Annotated in this window: 14 protein-coding genes and 1 pseudogene; 7 read left to right on the forward strand and 8 right to left on the reverse strand. The window is 63.6% G+C overall.

What is annotated here, in order from left to right; genetic code table 11:
- Positions 1 to 268 precede the first annotated feature (268 nt).
- Positions 269 to 2,077 (forward strand): ABC transporter ATP-binding protein/permease, encoded by a 1,809-nt coding sequence (locus tag CAG18_RS16835; RefSeq protein ID WP_015269669.1) that lies wholly within the window; start codon positions 269 to 271, stop codon positions 2,075 to 2,077.
- Here the strand turns inward: CAG18_RS16835 and CAG18_RS16840 are convergent.
- Positions 2,074 to 3,303, reverse strand: coding sequence for an MFS transporter (locus tag CAG18_RS16840; RefSeq protein ID WP_085721227.1), 1,230 nt, complete (start codon positions 3,301 to 3,303; stop codon positions 2,074 to 2,076). The genes CAG18_RS16835 and CAG18_RS16840 overlap by 4 nt on opposite strands.
- Before the next feature lie 301 nt (positions 3,304 to 3,604).
- Here CAG18_RS16840 and CAG18_RS16845 point away from each other — a divergent pair, with 301 nt between their 5' ends.
- Complete coding sequence (locus CAG18_RS16845) at positions 3,605 to 5,839, forward strand: TonB-dependent siderophore receptor (RefSeq protein ID WP_085721228.1); 2,235 nt, start codon at positions 3,605 to 3,607, stop codon at positions 5,837 to 5,839.
- Positions 5,840 to 5,970: 131 nt separating this feature from the next.
- Complete coding sequence (locus CAG18_RS16850) at positions 5,971 to 6,510, forward strand: histidine phosphatase family protein (protein WP_085721229.1); 540 nt, start codon at positions 5,971 to 5,973, stop codon at positions 6,508 to 6,510.
- A gap of 3 nt (positions 6,511 to 6,513) precedes the next feature.
- On the opposite strand, the gene CAG18_RS16855 is transcribed toward CAG18_RS16850, so the two are convergent.
- On the reverse strand, positions 6,514 to 7,299 hold the full coding sequence (locus tag CAG18_RS16855) for a sulfite exporter TauE/SafE family protein (protein WP_013971855.1): 786 nt from the start codon (positions 7,297 to 7,299) through the stop codon (positions 6,514 to 6,516).
- Between the two features lie 218 nt (positions 7,300 to 7,517).
- Positions 7,518 to 8,111 carry a helix-turn-helix domain-containing protein gene (locus CAG18_RS16860; RefSeq protein WP_015269673.1) on the reverse strand — a complete coding sequence of 198 codons (594 nt, stop codon included), beginning with the start codon at positions 8,109 to 8,111 and terminating at the stop codon, positions 7,518 to 7,520.
- Between the two features lie 114 nt (positions 8,112 to 8,225).
- Here CAG18_RS16860 and CAG18_RS16865 point away from each other — a divergent pair, with 114 nt between their 5' ends.
- The 3 genes from CAG18_RS16865 (at position 8,226) to CAG18_RS16875 (ending at position 10,967) form a co-directional block, all read left to right on the forward strand.
- Positions 8,226 to 9,362 carry an FAD-binding oxidoreductase gene (locus CAG18_RS16865; RefSeq protein ID WP_085721230.1) on the forward strand — a complete coding sequence of 379 codons (1,137 nt, stop codon included), beginning with the start codon at positions 8,226 to 8,228 and terminating at the stop codon, positions 9,360 to 9,362.
- A gap of 12 nt (positions 9,363 to 9,374) precedes the next feature.
- Positions 9,375 to 9,752 carry a RidA family protein gene (locus tag CAG18_RS16870; RefSeq protein WP_015269675.1) on the forward strand — a complete coding sequence of 126 codons (378 nt, stop codon included), beginning with the start codon at positions 9,375 to 9,377 and terminating at the stop codon, positions 9,750 to 9,752.
- A gap of 150 nt (positions 9,753 to 9,902) precedes the next feature.
- Entirely contained in the window at positions 9,903 to 10,967 is a 1,065-nt protein-coding gene (locus CAG18_RS16875) for a hypothetical protein (protein WP_085721231.1), read from the forward strand.
- A gap of 30 nt (positions 10,968 to 10,997) precedes the next feature.
- On the opposite strand, the gene CAG18_RS27525 is transcribed toward CAG18_RS16875, so the two are convergent.
- From CAG18_RS27525 to CAG18_RS16885, 3 genes and pseudogenes are all read right to left on the reverse strand, one after another.
- The gene (locus tag CAG18_RS27525; protein ID WP_370290711.1) at positions 10,998 to 11,738 is read right to left on the reverse strand and encodes a methyl-accepting chemotaxis protein; all 741 of its coding nucleotides are present in this window, start codon (positions 11,736 to 11,738) and stop codon (positions 10,998 to 11,000) included.
- Positions 11,739 to 11,852: 114 nt separating this feature from the next.
- Positions 11,853 to 12,929 (reverse strand): annotated as a pseudogene (gene mcpA / locus CAG18_RS27530) (methyl-accepting chemotaxis protein McpA); the annotation flags it as partial.
- A gap of 97 nt (positions 12,930 to 13,026) precedes the next feature.
- A complete protein-coding gene (locus CAG18_RS16885; protein WP_023661323.1) occupies positions 13,027 to 13,905 on the reverse strand; it encodes a LysR family transcriptional regulator in 879 nt (292 codons plus the stop codon).
- Positions 13,906 to 14,006: 101 nt separating this feature from the next.
- Here CAG18_RS16885 and CAG18_RS16890 point away from each other — a divergent pair, with 101 nt between their 5' ends.
- Positions 14,007 to 14,435, forward strand: a complete 429-nt coding sequence (locus tag CAG18_RS16890) for a PACE efflux transporter (RefSeq protein WP_085721232.1) — start codon at positions 14,007 to 14,009, stop codon at positions 14,433 to 14,435.
- A gap of 97 nt (positions 14,436 to 14,532) precedes the next feature.
- On the opposite strand, the gene CAG18_RS16895 is transcribed toward CAG18_RS16890, so the two are convergent.
- On the reverse strand, positions 14,533 to 15,594 hold the full coding sequence (locus CAG18_RS16895) for a hypothetical protein (protein WP_085721233.1): 1,062 nt from the start codon (positions 15,592 to 15,594) through the stop codon (positions 14,533 to 14,535).
- A gap of 243 nt (positions 15,595 to 15,837) precedes the next feature.
- The gene (locus CAG18_RS16900; protein ID WP_003260724.1) at positions 15,838 to 16,506 is read right to left on the reverse strand and encodes a GntR family transcriptional regulator; all 669 of its coding nucleotides are present in this window, start codon (positions 16,504 to 16,506) and stop codon (positions 15,838 to 15,840) included.
- Positions 16,507 to 16,509: the final 3 nt, after the last annotated feature.

Genomic DNA, 16,509 nt, shown 5'->3' on the forward strand with positions numbered 1-16,509 from the left:
AACTCAGCAGTGAAACGATGCATCGCCGATGGTAGTGTGGGGTTTCCCCATGTGAGAGTAGGTCATCGTCAAGATTCATTTCGCAAAACCCCTATCTGCGCATGCAGGTAGGGGTTTTGTCTTTCTGGCCAATAAGCCCCAGACCTGTGCAACGCTCCCACAGAGGCCCGCGTAGCTCCGAAAGCAATCATGAAATGTGCGTCATTTATGCCTGACGAATCACAGGTCAATGCTACGCTCGCGGAAATACTCAGCACGGATACCCATCATGGAAATGAACTGGCACCAGGCCTTGCAAGAGAGCCTGAGCTGGCTGGCAATCGCCTCGTTCATCACCCTTGTCTGCTTCACAGCAGCCGCCACACTGGCCGTACGTTGTACGCGCTGGGGCAGCCAGTTCTGGCAGCTTGCCGGGCCCTATTTCAGTTTCAGGCGCAGTTGGCGGCCGTTACTGGTATTCGCCCTGCTGCTGGTTCTGACGCTATTCTCGGTGCGTCTGAACGTGCTGTTCTCATTCTGGTACAACGGCTTCTACAGCGCCTTGCAGGGCCTTGACCAAGCCGCTTTCTGGTACCTGCTCGGTGTCTTTGCAGTATTGGCCACCATCCATGTGCTGCGTTCGCTGTTCACCTTCTATGTAAGCCAGGCGTTCAGCATCCAGTGGCGAGTCTGGCTGACCGAGCGCCTGACCCACGACTGGATGCATGGCGATGCCTACTACCGTGGCCAGTTCCTCGCCGAGCCCGTGGACAACCCTGACCAACGTATCGAACTGGACGTCAACGCCTTTGTCAGCAACTCGGTGACCCTCGCCCTGGGCGCAGTCAGTGCGCTGGTTTCGCTGGTGGCGTTCACCGGCATCCTCTGGGGGCTGTCGGCGCCGCTGGCCGTTGCCGGTGTGGAGATTCCCCGGGCTATGGTGTTTGCCGTGTACCTTTACGTCATCGTCGCCACCTGGATCGCCTTCCGTCTCGGGCGACCGCTGATCCGCCTGAACTTCCTCAACGAAAAGCTCACCGCCAACTTCCGTTACGCGCTGATGCGTCTGCGCGAAAATGCCGAGAACATCGCTTTCTACCAGGGCGCGCAGGTCGAGCGGGGCACGTTGCTGGGTCGCTTTGGTGCCTTGATCGTGAATGCCTGGGCGCTGGTGTTCCGGAACCTGAAATTCAGCGGTTTCAACCTGGGCGTGAGCCAGGTCGCAGTGGTGTTCCCCTTCATTCTGCAGGCACCGCGCTTCTTCAGCGGGGCGATCAAGCTGGGCGACGTCATGCAGACCTCCCAGGCCTTTGGCCAGGTGCAGGATTCGTTGTCGTTCTTCCGCGAGTCGTATGATGCGTTTGCCCAGTACCGGGCCACCCTCGACCGTCTGACCGGCTTCCTCGATGCCAACGAGCAGGCGAGCGCTTTGCCGCGCGTCATCACCGAGGACCAGGAGCATGCCTTGGCGATCAGCCGCCTGCAGGTGCTGCGCCCGGACGGGCATGCCCTTATCACCGACCTGGACCTTGACCTGCATGCCGGCCAGGCGCTGTTGATCAAGGGGCCGTCGGGCAGCGGTAAAACCACGCTGCTGCGTGCGCTGGCGGGACTCTGGCCGTACGCCGAGGGTGAGGTCAGGCGGCCGCTGGGCCACCAGGCGCTGTTCCTGTCGCAGCGGCCGTACCTGCCGCTGGGCGATCTGCGCACTGTCATCGCCTACCCGGCGGCCAGCAAGCCTGAGGATGAATCGCGGATGCAGCAGGCCTTGCGCCAGGTCAACCTGGCCCACTTGGCCGAGCGACTGGAAGTCAGCTGTGACTGGTCACACATTCTCTCGGTTGGTGAGCAGCAGCGCCTCGCATTTGCCCGGGTGCTGTTCAACCGGCCGCAAGTGGTGTTCCTTGACGAGTCCACTTCGGCCATGGACGAAGGGCTCGAGCATGCCCTGTATTCACTGTTGCGTACGGAAATGCCGGGGGCATTGCTGGTCAGTGTCGGGCACCGCAGTACACTGGCAGGTTTCCATACCCACCGGCTGGAGGTGGATGGACATGGCGGCTGGTCGCTGCTGGAGCAGCAGCCAGCACTGGCCTAGTTCGGATTGCCGGTGATCGGGCCCGACCTGAGCAATACGACCCCGATCAGTGTGCCGCCAGCACACGCTGCGCCAAGCAGGAATGTCGCCTTGAAGCCGACTCCGTCCCACAACAGTCCGGCCACCACGCTCGCCACGAGCAGCGCCACGCCGGTCAGCAGGTTGAACAGGCCGAAGGCTGTACCGCGCAACTCGGAGGGGGCGCTGTCGGCGATCATGGCGGCAAAGATGCCTTGGCTGAAGCCCAGGTGCAGGCCCCAGGCAGCCACCCCCATGGCCAGCCCGGTCCAGCCCGGCAGCAGGGCCAGCAGCAGGTCTGCGGCGACCAGCAGCCCCAGCCCGATCATCAGCACGCCGCGGCGGCCTACGCGGTCCGACAGCATTCCCGCTGGGTAGGCCGACAGCGAGTACACCATGGCCATGAGCACCAGCACTGCCGGCGCCCACAGCGGCGCCAGGCCCATGTCCTGCGCGCGCAGCAGTAGAAACGCCTCGCTGAAGCGGGCGAGGGTGAACAGTGTGGCCAGGCCGATCAGCCGCCAGTAGGACGGGCCCAGGCGTGCCAATTCGAGCAGGGCCAGCGGTGAGCGCACCGGCCGGGTGGTGGCCGGCGTTTCAGGTTCGCGCACGAAGGCGATGAGGATGTACACCGCCACGAACGCCGGAAGCACCGCCACCCAGAATACCGTCTGGAAATGGCTCGCCGTCAACCACATCAGCACGATCGCCAGCAACGGCCCAAGGAAGGCGCCCACGGTATCCAGCGCCTGGCGCAGGCCGAAGGCTGCACCACGCAGTTCGGCGGGCGTGACATCGGCCACCAGTGCATCGCGCGGCGCCCCACGAATGCCTTTGCCGACCCGGTCGACGAAGCGTGCTGCGGTCAACCACTCCAGCCCGGAGGCCATGGGGAACACCGGCTTGGTCAACGCTCCCAGGCCATAGCCCAGCACCGTAAGCAGCTTGCGCTTGCCCAGCCGGTCGCTGAGGGCGCCGGAAAACACCTTGGTGATCGAGGCGGTCGCTTCGGCAATACCTTCGATAAAGCCCACCGCCACTACCGAGGTGCCAAGCACGGTGACCATGTACAGCGGCAGCAGGGCGTGAATCATTTCCGAGGAAATGTCCATGAACATCGATACGAAGCCCAGCGCCCAGACACTGCGAGGGATCTTCGACAGGGACCTGGTGGCGTTCATGGCGTGGCATTCTTCGTGGCTGCGCATCAGGAGGCTCGGCAGAGGGGGCTACGTTCGAAACTGTAGGAGCCGTCACGCAAGATGCAAATCGGACAGGTATATGCAAGCAACAACGCGAATTGTCGGGCTGCGCGGGCAGCGCTGTCGTGCCAGCAAAGTTCCGTTACAAACATGTAAACTTCGTAAATAAGATTTAAACTCAATTGCGAATCTCTATATTTACCATCCCTGTTGGCCACCAAACTGTGTTTGCGAGGCCGGTGGGCGAGGGCTCCCGGTCTCCGACAGGGATGTGCCGTTTCGCTCATGAATCGCAGGAGATGTTCCCATGCAGTGCAAGACTTCACCCAACAGCCTGGCCCTGGCGTTTGTCGCGCTGGCGTCACCGGCCATGGTGGCCACCGTGGCCCAGGCCGAAGAACAGCGTACGGGTGAGGTGCTGGAGATGCCGGTCGCCGACAACGCGCTGGTGATCCAGGACACCCTGGTCACCGCCGAGCGCGAGGCACGCCAGGCCTTGGGTACGTCGATCATCACCGCCGAAGACATCAAGCGCCACCCGCCGGCCAATGACCTGTCCGACATCATCCGCCGCGAGCCCGGGGTCAACCTGACCGGCAACAGCGCCAGCGGCGCGCGTGGCAACAACCGGCAGATCGACCTGCGCGGCATGGGCCCGGAAAACACCCTGATCCTCATCGACGGCAAGCCATCCAGCGCACGCAATGCCGTGCGCTATGGCTGGAACGGCGACCGTGATACCCGCGGTGAAACCAACTGGGTTCCGGCAGAAGCAGTCGAGCGCATCGAGATCCTGCGTGGCCCGGCGGCCGCACGTTATGGTTCCGGCGCCATGGGCGGGGTGGTCAATATCATCACCAAACGGCCCACCGACGAACTCAAGGGCAGCGTCAGCCTGTACACCCAGCTGCCGGAAGACAGCGCCGAGGGCACCAGCCGCCGGGCCAACTTCAACCTGGGCGGCGGCCTGACCGACAACCTCGGCTTCCGCCTGTACGGCGGTCTGGCCAAGACCGATGCCGACGACCTGGACATCAACGCCGGGCATGCAACCAGTGCGCTGGTGGCGGGCCGCGAAGGCGTGCGCAACAAGGACATCAATGGCCTGCTGAGCTGGAAGCTGAACGACGAGCACCGCCTCGAGGCCAGTGCCGGCTATAGCCGCCAGGGCAATATCTTTGCCGGTGACACCATGAACAGCAACGGCGGTGGTGACGTCGAGTTCGTGTCCAGCCTGTATGGCCATGAAACCAATGTGATGCAGCGCAGTACCTACGACCTGACCCACCTGGGCGATTTCATCTGGGGTACCAGCAAAACCGTGCTGGCCTACGAGTACGTGCGCAACTGGCGTCTAAACGAGGGCCTGGCAGGCCGTACCGAAGGTGCTCCCAATGCTGAAGGCGCCGCCATGTCGCGCCTGCGCAACACGCGCCTGAGCAGCGAAGTGAACCTGCCATTCGCCATGGGCAGCTCCGAGCATGTGCTGACCCTGGGCGGCGAGTACCTGTACGAAACGCTCAATGATCAGGGCTCGCTGCGCCCACAAAGCTCGGACCCCACGGGTAATGACGGGCTCGTCGGTTTCGACCGCAGCAGTTCGAAGACGACTGCCCGCAGCTATGCGCTGTTCGTCGAGGACAACATCATTGTCGGCGATACCACCATTACCCCGGGCCTGCGTTTCGACCACCACGAAACCTTCGGCGACAACTTCAGCCCCAGCCTGAACCTGTCGCACAAGCTGACCGAAGCACTGTCGGTCAAAGGCGGTATCGCGCGCGCCTACAAGACCCCGAACCTGTACCAGTCCAACCCCAACTACTTGCTGTACAGCCGCGGCAACGGTTGCAGCGTGCAGCAGACCAACAATGGTGGTTGCTACCTGCAGGGCAACGCCGACCTCAAGCCAGAGATCAGCGTCAACAAGGAAATCGGCCTGATGTACGACCGGGGTACCTGGCGCACCAGTGCCACATACTTTCGCAACGACTACAAGAACAAGATCGTCGGCGATACCGATGTGTTGTACACCATCGGCACCGGCAGCCGCGTGACCCAGTGGGACAACGCCGGCAAGGCGCGGGTGGAGGGTATCGAAGGCAACCTGTTCATCGAACTGACCCCGGCCCTGGACTGGAACACCAACCTGACCTGGATGCTCGACAACGACAACCGCGAGACCGGCGAGCCGCTGTCGGTGATTCCGGAATACACCGTCAACACCACCCTCGACTGGCGCGCCACCGAGAAGCTGTCGTTCCAGGTGGCGGGTACCTACTTCGGCAAGCAGAAGTCGCCGACCTTCAACGACCGAACCCAGCAAAGCTACGACAAGGCCGCGCAACAGGATGTGGAAGCCTACGGGCTGGTGGACGTGAGCGCCGGGTACAAGTTCAACGCCAACTACGACGTGCGGGTGGGGGTGAACAACGTGTTCGACAAGCAGATCCTGCGTGGTGGCAACGCAAGTACTTCGGGCGCCAATACCTATAACCAGCCAGGCAGGGCGGTGTTCGCTGCGCTGAATATCACCTTCTGACATCGGGGTGCTGTACGGCCCATTCACCGACAAACCGGGGAACACTGGCGCAGGCGGTGCCATATTTGTTGCGGCAAAAAGTGCCGCAGCATGCTAAACCTTGCGCCTCGAGCCGCCATGAGAAAAACCCGGTGAAAGCCGTCCGCCTGACGCTGATCTGCCATGCCCTGACCCAAGCCCAGAAGTCCGGGCGACTGCACCATGCCGAAGACGGCATTCTTCCACTGGGCCAACAGCCTTTCGCCGACCTTTCCGGTGTGCCGGTGCTGACTGCACCAGAGCGGCGAGCCTTCGAGACAGCGGCGTGGTTTTCGGGGCCGGTGCAGGTCGAGCCGGCATTGGCCGATTGCGACCTGGGGCGTTGGCAAGGGCTGACACTGAAGCAACTGCAGACCGAGCAATCGCAGGCGTTGACCGAATGGCTTCAGGACCCGGCCAGTGATGTTCACGGCGGCGAGTCGTTCGCCGTGCTTTGCCAGCGCATCGCCGCCTGGCTGGCGGCCTTCGACAGACCTGGTGAATGGCTGGCAGTTACCCACCCGATGGTGATGCGCGCCGTGCTTGTACAAGTACTTGGCTGCCCGATGAGCGCCAGCCAGCGGGTCGACGTCTTGCCCCTGTCGCGCCTGGAGCTGAGCTTTACCGGGCAATGGCGCCTGCGCCTGGGCTGAAGGTCAGAACGCCAGCTTGTAGCCGATCAGCAACAGCATCGCCGCCAGGCACGGGCGCAGCACGCGGTCGGAAATCCGCCCGGTGAGGTGGCTGCCCAGGTAGATGCCTGGCAGCGAGCCCAGCAGCAAGTAACCCAGCAGCGACCAGTCCATATTGCCCATCCCCGCATGGCCCAGCCCTGCCACCAGGGTCAGCGGCACGGCGTGGGCGATTTCAGTACCGACCAGACGGCGGGTGACCAGGAACGGGTACAGCAGGAACAGCGCCACGGTACCCAGTGCGCCAGCGCCGATGGAAGTAAGGGTGACCATCACCCCCAGCACCACGCCGGTGAGCACGGTAAGGGTGTTCAGGCTGCGGTCGCTGAGGTGATAGTGGTCACCGGCATGGCGGCTGGCGAAGGCCTGCAGACGCGATTTGAACAGGATGGCCAGCGCGGTCAGGATCAGCACCACCGCCAGACCTTGCTTGATGACGGCGTTGAGCGCCGATGTGTCGGTGTGCAGGGTGCTGAGGAACCACAGGGTCAGCGCCGCGGCGGGCACGCTACCCAGGCTGAGCAGGCCGGTGATCTTCCAGTCGACGTTCTTGTTGCGCGCATGCACCCAGACGCCACTGGCCTTGGTGATGGCGGCATAGAGCAGGTCGGTACCGACGGCCGTTGCCGGGCTGATGCCGAACCACAACAGGATCGGGGTCATCAGCGATCCGCCACCGACGCCGGTCATGCCGACGATGAAACCCACGACCAGGCCTGCAATGGTGAAACCGAAAGAACCTACATCCATACGCTACTCGACTGCCCAACTTTGCCCGTTATCGGATGCAGCCAGCATATAGATTTTTTTATAGCCAAATAGACTTGTTCGTTATTAGGTTATAACCAGGTGCTGCCTGCCAGGGCCCTATCAAGCCGGCTCCCACACCGACCGCATCAACCTCAAGGCCTGTGCCGTACCTGTGGGAACTGGCTTGTCGGCGATAGGCCCTGGCAGGCAGCACCGGGTCAGCGATCAGTCATCACCACCATCACATGCGCATCTGCGCCATCGTCACTTTCCGACAGGTAGATATGTCCCACCTGGCTGTCGAAATACGCCGTCTCCTGCGGCCCGATGCTCACCGCTTCCCCGGTTTCGAACTCGATACGAACGCGCCCGCTCAGTACCAGCGCGAATTCTTGGCCCGGGTGGCGGATAAAATCGTCGAACTGGCCACGTTCACGGGCAATGATGCGGGCATAGGCGGGTGTCATGCGCCGTTCAGGGAAGTCGCCGGCAATCGGGTGATAGTCATAGGTGCCGGTCGAGTAGCCAGCCGCCGCTGGCAGTGAATCGACCACCACCGTCACCGGCACTGGTGCGGTTACCGTGCCGCTGGCGCGCAACAGCTGGGCAATGTCGACGTTCAGCGCCCGGGCGGCGGCGGCGAGTTTTTCGTAGCTGACCGAGACCTGCGCCAGCTCCATCTTTGACAAGGTGGACAGCGGGACGCCACTGGCTTCGGACAATTGCTTGAGTGTCATCTGACGCGCCTTGCGCACCTGGCGCAGGCGCTGGCCGACTACGGCACGGTCCAGCAAGGGTAGGGCAGCGGGCATTCGGGGGTCTCGGCATGCGGCGTTGGTCGGGCATCTTACCTTGGACCCTTGCGTATTCGTAAATTCTCATATATTAGAATTCTCATATATGAAAATTCCTTGGCAGGAGCGTGCATGATCCCGATCTACGACACCCTCATCATCGGCGCGGGCATCGCTGGTGCATCCCTCGGTTATCGCTTGGCCGGCCGGCAGAAGGTGCTGCTGCTCGAGCGCGAGGCGCAGCCTGGCTACCATTCCACCGGGCGTTCGGCAGCCATGTTCATGGAGGCCTACGGCACTCCGCAGATACAGGCGCTGACCCGTGCCAGCCGGGCCTTCTACGAAGCACCACCGCAAGGGTTCTGCGAGCACCCGCTGCTGGAACCGCGCGGCTGCCTGTACGTCGCCAGCCTGGAACAGCGCACGCTGCTCGAGCAGACCCACGCACAGAACCTGGCCAACGGCACCAAAGTCAGCCTGCTCGACCGCGACGCAGCCCTGGCCCTGGTACCGAGCCTGTGTGCCGAGAACCTGGCCGGCGCGGTGCTTGAAGCGGGCGCAATGGACCTGGACGTACATGCCCTGCACCAGGGCTTCTTGCGCGGCTATCGCGCCGCTGGCGGTGAACTGCTCTGTAACGCCGAGCTGATCCAGGCCTGGTACCTGGATGACCTGTGGCAGGTGCAGCTGGGCGATGGCAGCCACGTACAGGCGCGCCAGCTGGTAAATGCCGCTGGCGCCTGGGCCGACCGAGTAGCCGAGCAGTGCGGGGTGGCGCGCATCGGCCTGCAACCCTGCCGGCGCAGTGCCTTTACCTTCCCCGGCCCGGCAGACCAGGACTTCGCCCGCTGGCCGGCGGTGATCGGCGTAGACGAAAGCTTCTACTTCAAGCCCGACGCCGGCCAGCTGTTGGGGTCGCCGGCCAATGCCGACCCGGTCGAACCCCAGGACGCCGTGCCCGAGGAGCTCGACGTGGCTTTGGGCATCTACAACATCGAAGCCATGACCACCCTGGAGATCCGCCGGCCGAGCCACACCTGGGCCGGGCTGCGCTCGTTCGTCGCCGACGGCGACCTGGTGATCGGTTTCGATGTGCGCGCGCCAGCGTTCTTCTGGCTGGCGGCACAAGGTGGCTATGGCATCCAGTCGGCTGCGGGCGCCTCGCGCCTGGCTGCCGACCTGCTGCTGGGCCTGCCCCTGTGTCCCGGCCTTGTCAGCCAAGGGGTGGTGCCCGAGCGCTTGTCCCCGGCCCGTTTCCAGCAACCCTGAAAGGAGCATCCCATGAGCAATGATATCCAGCGTTTCCCCAGCAGCCTGCCGTTCCCGTTCTCCCGAGCGGTGAAAGCCGGCGGCTTCCTGTTCCTCTCCGGCCAGGTGCCGATGAGTGCTGGCGGTGAAGTGGTGCGCGGCGACATCCAGACCCAGACCCGCGCCGCCTGCGAGCGTATCTCCGAAAGCCTGGCTGCCTGCGGCGCGCGTTTCGACCAGGTAGTCAAGGCCACGGTCTGGCTCTCGGACATGAGCCACTTCGCCGGCTTCAACGAGGTGTACAAGGAATTCTTCGGCGCAGCGCTACCGGTGCGCTCGACCGTGGCCTCGGCATTGGCGCTGGGGGTGGATGTGGAGATCGAAGTGCAGGCGTTCGTCGGCGACGCCTGAGCGCTTCTGTAGGAGCAGCCTTGCGCTGGGAAGAGGCCAGTAAAACCCATGCATTTGCAACAGTCATACCGGCCTCTTCGCAGCGCAAGGCTGCTCCTACAAAAAGTATGCGGTGGCAGTGAGACAACAACAATAAATCCAGAGGTTCACATGCAAGAGCAGCTGAAGATTGCCGGCGCGTTTGTCGGCGTGATCGTGGGGGCGGGGTTCGCTTCGGGGCGGGAACTGTTGTTGTTCTTTGTCGATTTCGGTGTGTGGGGGCTGGTCGGTGCGCTGGTCAGCGCAGCCTTGTTCACCTTCCTCGGCATGGCCCTGGCGGGGCTGGGCAATCGCCAGCAGGCCACTTCGCACAAGGATGTGATCCAGGCCATCTGCGGCCGTCACCTGGGCCTGTTCGTCGACTGGCTGATCACCTTTTTCATGTTTGCCGTCACCGTGGTCATGCTGGCCGGTGGTGGTGCCTTGCTGGAGCAGCAGTTCGGTATCCCGGCGCTGGCCGGCAGCGTGCTGGTGACGCTGGTTGTGGTGGGCATCGTGTGCCTGGATGTGCGCAGGGTGATCCTCGCCATTGGTGCCATCACGCCGTTGCTGATCCTGGTGGCCTCGGCGATTGCGTTGTACGCCGTGTTCAGCCGGGAACAGAGCTTCGCCCAACTCGACCAGCTGGCCAGCCAGCAACAGGCGGGCGCCCGTCACTGGCTGCTGGGGGCGTTCCTGTACGTGTCTTACAACATCGTTGCCGGCGCGCCGATCCTGGCCATCCTGGGTGGGTCGGCCAAGGGCGAGCGAACCGCTGTATGGGGTGGGCTGCTTGGTGGCGCCGCACTGGGTGGGCTGATGCTGGTGATGAGTGCCGGGCTGTTGTCGCGCCTGGACAGCGTGGCTGACCTGCCGATGCCGATGCTGTCGATTGCCAACGAAGTATCGCCACTGCTGGGGCTGGTGATGTGCCTGATTATTTTCGGCATGATCGTCAACACCGCGGTGGGTACGTTGTTCTCCTTCCTCTCGCGGCTGATGCCGGCGGGTACGGTGAGGTTTCGCTGGGGATCGGTGGTGACTGGCGTGGCGGCGTTCGGATGCAGCCTGGTGGGGTTCATCAGCCTGGTGGGTCAGGTGTACCCGCTGTTCGGCTACCTGGGTTTCGTGCTGATGGCGGCGGTGCTGCTGGCCTGGGTCCGGCGGAGCAGAGTGGTTAAAGCGGCGGTGGCGTAGGGGGCTGCGCAGCAGCCCCCCCCTGGGCCATCAGATTCTGAAGCTGCCTACCAGCTGCTTCAGGCGCCCGGCCTGCTGGGCCAGTTGGTCACAATGGCGCAGGGTCTCGTTGAGGTTCTCCACCCCTTGCTGGTTCAGGGCGTTGATCTGGGTGATGTCCAGGTTGAGGCTCTCGACCACGGCGGTCTGTTCTTCGGTAGCGGTAGCCACCGACTGGTTCATGCCATCGATCTCGCCAATACGCTGGGTCACGCTGGCCAGGCGCTCGCCGGCCTGGTTGGCTACCTGCACGGTCTGCTCGCTGGAAACCTGGCTGGTGTTCATGGTGTGCACCGCTTCGCGCGAGCCTACCTGCAGGCTGGTGATCATGCGGTGGATTTCTTCCGCCGATTCCTGGGTGCGGTGCGCCAGGTTGCGTACCTCGTCGGCCACCACGGCAAAGCCACGGCCGGCCTCACCGGCACGGGCCGCTTCGATGGCGGCGTTCAGCGCCAGCAGGTTGGTCTGCTGCGAGATGCCCTTGATCACGTCGAGAATCTTGCCGATTTCGTCGGTGCTGGCGTTGAGCGTTTCGATTTGCGCGCAGGACTCGCTGATGCGCTGCGACAGGGCGGTCATGGCGCTGATCGCTTCTTCGACCACTTCACGGCCACCGTGGGCCTGCTCGCTGGCACCGCTGGCATGCTGCGAGGCATCGGCGGCGTTGCGGGCGATCTCCTGGGTGGCAGCACCCAGCTCGTTGATCGCTGCGGCCACGCTGTTGGTGCGCATGCTTTGCTCTTCGGAGCCGATGATCGACGCATTGGAGGCATTGACCACTTTCTCCGACAGGTCGTGCACCAGGCGGGTTGCCGAGGACACTTCGCTGATCGAGGCATGAATGCGCTCGACGAAGCGGTTGAACGAAGTGGCCAGTTCGCCGAACTCGTCCTTGTTCTGCACGGTCAGGCGGCGGGTAAGGTCACCTTCGCCCTCGGCGATGTCGCGCATGGCGCGGCCCATGGTGGTCAGCGGGCTCATCAGTATCGGGATCAGCAGGCCGAGCAGGCCGGCGATGGCAGCCACCGCAATCAGCATCGCGATGATCGCCGAGGTGCGAAACTGGCTGAGCGCAGCGTAGGCCTTGTCCTTGTCGATCGACAGGCCGATGTACCACTGTGCCGAAGGCAGGCCGGCCACCGGGGCGAAGGAAATGATGCGGTCCTGGCCATTGAGGGTGACATCCTGCATGCCGGCGGCGACTCGCAGGTTGCTGCCGGGGTAGATGTCCTTGAGGTTCTTCATCACCTGGTCTTTGTCGGGGCTGACGATCACCTGGCCATTGCTGTCGGCCAGGAAGGCGTGGCCGATGCCGCCGAAATCGACCGAGTTGATGATCTCGACCAGGGTGTCGAGGGTGACGTCACCGCCGACCACGCCGATCAGCTCGCCATTGCCCTTGCTTTTCACCGGCGTGGCGATGGTGACCATCAGGCCACCAACAGCACCTTGGTATGGGGCAGTCAGCACGGTCTGCCCGGCGCTGGCCGCGGCGCCGTACCACGGGCGCTGACGTGGGTCGTAACCGGCGGGCATCTGCGCATTGGGGCGTTGGGTGAACGCACCGGTGGCCTGGCCCAGGTAAGTGAACAGGAAATTACGCGTATAGGATGGCTGCTCGATCAGTCCTTCCAGGGTATCGCCAGCGCCTTGCTGGGCGATGTCCTGGGCCAGGTTTTCCAGCACCAGGATGCGCCCGCTCATCCAGTTCTGCACACTACTGGCGGTCAGTGCGCCCGACTGCTGCACCGAAGCTTCGATGTTCTGGCGGATGGTATTGCGTTGCAGGTAGTCGTTGTAGAGCGTGAACAGGGCAAATGCCAGGACCACGACACCGCAGGCGCTGAGCAGGATCTTGTGGCGAAATTTCAGGTTCATGTTTCGAGACCTTGGGCCAATGAGGGGAGGGCGCAGCGCGCTCATGACGCATTGCGGAACCTATCGTTCGGGATATCGGCTCAAGGGGTAAAAGATTGAAGTGCTTACAGAAATTTCTTACGGTCATTTCGACGGACGGTATTCACTGGCTACACAACTGCTCGATCAACAGGCGTGCAGCCTGCTGCAACGGTTGTTGCTTGCGCCAGAAGATGTGTACCGGCAACTGCAGCTCGTTGCGGGTGTTGCGAAAATCCAGGCGCACCAGGCGCCCGCTGGCCAGCAGTGGCGCGACCCTCGACAGCGGCAAGTCGCCCCAGCCCAGGCCGGCCTCGACCATCTGCAGGGCGAGGTCGAAGCTGTCGGTTGACCAGTGCGTGGCGCCTATCAACGGGCGTGGGTCTGTCACCGGAAGGTCATGGCTACGCACCAGGATCTGGCGCACTCGGGTCAGGTCTTCGAGGTAGTGGATACGCCCCTCGCGCAAGGCCGGGTGAGCGGGGGACAGTGTGGCCACCAGCGATTCCATGCCGATGTGCTGGAAGCCGCGACGGGCATCGACCTGCAGCCCGGCAAAAGCCACGCAGAGGTCGGCGCGGCCACTGTCCAGCAGGTGTACGGCCTCTTCCTGCGGGGCGCTGAGCAGGGCGATGTCCAGCAGCGGGTGCCGCTCACCCAGGTGAGCGATGGCCGCCAGCAGCGGGCGGTGGTCGATGTCCGGCACCACGGCCAGGGTCAGGCTGCTCTCCAGCCCCTGGGACAGTTCCAGGGCATGCACCTGCAGCAGCCCCAGTTGTTCGGCGATCAACCGGGCATGAGGTTCCAGCGCCTTGGCCTCGGCGGTGGGGCGGACTTCCCGTGGGCCGCGCTCGAACAGGGTGTAGCCCAGTTCGGCCTCGAGGTTGCCGATGGCCATGCTCACGGCCGAAGGCACCCGCTGCAGAGCCCGCGCAGCGGCGGAAAACGAACCGCGGTCGAGCACGGCGAGAAACAGCTGGATATTGTCGCTGGAAAAGTTCATGGCAGCCTCCTGTCAGATGATCTGACAGCTGCTGACTTTTGCTGTCAAGAGCGATGAAGCATGATCGCGCCCCATCGCTTTGTCATTGGAGGTAATCCCGGGTGCAGGGACTCAAACGCAAACTCGTCTACGTGACTTTCTATGAACTGATCGGGCTGTGCATGTCGACCCTCGGGCTGGCCTACCTGTCGGACACCCAGGCATCGCATACCGGGCCTCTGGCGGTGATGATCACTACCATCGCCATGCTCTGGAACCTGATCTACAACACCCTGTTCGAGTGGTGGGAAAGCCGCCAGGCCAAGCGCGGACGCAGCGTGGCACGGCGGGTGGCGCATGCCATCGGCTTCCAGCTGACCCTGGTGGTGTACCTGATCCCGCTGATTGCCTGGTGGCTGGACATGACATTGCTGGAGGCGCTGCTGGTGGACATGGCGTTCATCGTGCTGGTGCCGTGTTACACCTTTGCCTACAACTGGGCGTTCGACCGGATCTTTGGCTTGCCCAGCTCAGCCTCGGCAGCAGCCTGATTCAACCTGTTCCGGCCTCTTCGCAGCACAAGGCTGCTCCTACAGCGACCGCACAACCTTCAGGCGGGAGCTGCGAAAAGGCCGACACAGTCAACCACTAAGGCGGCAGGCGAATGATCAAAGGCTCCTGCTGCTGCTTCACCTGCTGCTCAACCGGTTGTTCCTCCGTCCTCGGTGCACTGGCCAGCAAGCTGTCCTCGACCTGCCCCGAAAGGTAGTACACCCCCGACATGGCCCCGCTCTGGCGGTTCTCCATCAGCTCCTGCCATTCCTGGTTCAGCGCCACGTTGAGGATCACCCGCAACTGCTCGACCATCTGCGGGTGTTCGCGGTCATGGGTCATGACCCCGTAACCGGCCGCCGCAATCGAAATCATCGCCCCCGCCACTTTGCCCACCGCCGACGCCACGGCACTGGCGATGCCGCGCGGAGCCAGGGTGGCGCCGAGCTTTTCGCTGGCCTGGTTGGCCACCGAGTTCAGCCCGACATCGGTCTTGCCCGGGCCTTTGCTGGCCTGCTGGTGCAGATGCTGGCGCATGGCTTGCCAGGCAGGTTGCTGGGCCAGCGACTTGGCCCGCAGAAGCTGGTACAGGCTGGCATTGCGCGCATCCGGTGGCCCCAGGGCGATGGCGGGAATGCGGTTGAGGCGTTGGCTGAACTGCTCGGGGGGAGCGTTGTAGCGGCTGATGATAGCCGGCAGCTGCTGGCCGAGCAGTTGCAGGTACAGCTCGCTGGCGCGGTCGCGAATGCCTTCGGGGTTGATCTGCTCGGCCACCGGTTCGATCACCCGCTTGTGGTACTGCTCCTGCAGGTACAGCGCCAGGCGCTTTTCCGCCGGCTCCCGGCCTTCACCGCTGTCGATCTTGTACCAGGCTACCTTGAGGGTCAGCCACTGCTGGGTCCAGTAGCCGGTAAACCAAGGGATGAATTCGCTTTCGGTACGCTGCTGTACCTGTTCCTTCCACACCCGCATGGAACGGCGTGCATAGTCGTTGGCCGAGCTGCCGGCGCCGACCGAGGCTTCGATCAGCTCCTGGTCGATGCGTTGCCAGGTGGCGGGGGTGAGCACCACCGGTGGCGGCGGGACAGGTGGGGGCTTGCCTGCGCAGCCGGCCAAGGCCAGCAGCAGGCACAGCAGCAGGAGGGCTCGAGTGCTCACGCAACCGCCTCCCTGGTAGAGGCTGGGGTGGTTCTCGGAGTATAGGGTGGGTAGTGAAGGGCTGCCGTGCAGCCTATCGCCCATCGTCCAGCCAACGCGATCCATGTAGGAGCGGCCTTGTGCCGCGAAAGGGCCGCAAAGCTGCCCCGGCAATTTCTGCTGCACAGCTGAAATCCTGGGGCCGCTTCGCGCCCCATCGCGACACAAGGCCGCTCCTAGAAGGGGGGCGTCAGCTTGAATCGGTCATTCCAGGTCGAGCTTTTCTTCCAGGCGGTCGAGGTGCTTGTGCATCAGGCCCAGCGCCGCCTCGGCATCGCCATGCTCCACGGCATCGATGATCGCCGCATGTTCCTCCCACGCGCAGTGGTCGCAGCAAGGCGACTCGTAACGGGCGATGATCAGCGAGGTCATCGGCACCAGGCCATTGAGAAACCGCGCCAGTGGCGCATTGGCAGCCACCTGCGCCAGTTTCAGGTGAAACTCGCCGCCCAGGCGGATCGCCGCACAACGCTCGCCGTTTTCATGGTGCTGGCGCTCGCGCTCCACCAGTTGCCGCAGCTGGCGAATCTGTACCGGCCGGGCGCGCTGCGCGGCCAGGGTGATCAGCGTGGTTTCGGCCAGGCGCCGGGCGCTGAGCACCTGGCGTGCCTGCTCCGGGTCGGGCACGGCCAGATGCGCAGTGTGGCTGGGGCGCTGCACCACCACCTGCTGGTCGGACAGGCGCCCGAGCACACGGCGGATCACTGTACGGCTGACACCAAAGGCATGGCCCAGCGCCTGTTCGGGCAACAGGCTGCCAGGTGGCAGGCGCTGTTCGAGGATGGCATCGAACAGCCGCGGGTAGATCTGCTCGGCCGACAGGCGGGTTTCGCCGGCCGCGAGCAGGGCCGGCAAGTGAGGGGCGGCGTTCATGGT

This window comes from Pseudomonas sp. B22(2017), from assembly GCF_002113105.1.
GTDB classification, from domain to species: Bacteria; Pseudomonadota; Gammaproteobacteria; order Pseudomonadales; family Pseudomonadaceae; genus Aquipseudomonas; species Aquipseudomonas asiatica.

Excerpts from the sequence above, each read along its gene's own strand:
- CAG18_RS27525 (WP_370290711.1), bottom strand. The coding sequence starts at position 11,738 with ATGCGCACCAACAGCGTGGCCGCAGCGATCAACGAGCTGGGTGCTGCC.
- CAG18_RS16885 (WP_023661323.1), bottom strand. The coding sequence starts at position 13,905 with ATGAACTTTTCCAGCGACAATATCCAGCTGTTTCTCGCCGTGCTCGAC.
- CAG18_RS16860 (WP_015269673.1), bottom strand. The coding sequence starts at position 8,111 with ATGCCCGCTGCCCTACCCTTGCTGGACCGTGCCGTAGTCGGCCAGCGC.
- CAG18_RS16840 (WP_085721227.1), bottom strand. The coding sequence starts at position 3,303 with ATGCGCAGCCACGAAGAATGCCACGCCATGAACGCCACCAGGTCCCTG.
- CAG18_RS16865 (WP_085721230.1), top strand. The coding sequence starts at position 8,226 with ATGATCCCGATCTACGACACCCTCATCATCGGCGCGGGCATCGCTGGT.
- CAG18_RS16845 (WP_085721228.1), top strand. The coding sequence starts at position 3,605 with ATGCAGTGCAAGACTTCACCCAACAGCCTGGCCCTGGCGTTTGTCGCG.
- CAG18_RS16855 (WP_013971855.1), bottom strand. The coding sequence starts at position 7,299 with ATGGATGTAGGTTCTTTCGGTTTCACCATTGCAGGCCTGGTCGTGGGT.
- CAG18_RS16835 (WP_015269669.1), top strand. The coding sequence starts at position 269 with ATGGAAATGAACTGGCACCAGGCCTTGCAAGAGAGCCTGAGCTGGCTG.
- CAG18_RS16875 (WP_085721231.1), top strand. The coding sequence starts at position 9,903 with ATGCAAGAGCAGCTGAAGATTGCCGGCGCGTTTGTCGGCGTGATCGTG.
- CAG18_RS16870 (WP_015269675.1), top strand. The coding sequence starts at position 9,375 with ATGAGCAATGATATCCAGCGTTTCCCCAGCAGCCTGCCGTTCCCGTTC.
- CAG18_RS16900 (WP_003260724.1), bottom strand. The coding sequence starts at position 16,506 with ATGAACGCCGCCCCTCACTTGCCGGCCCTGCTCGCGGCCGGCGAAACC.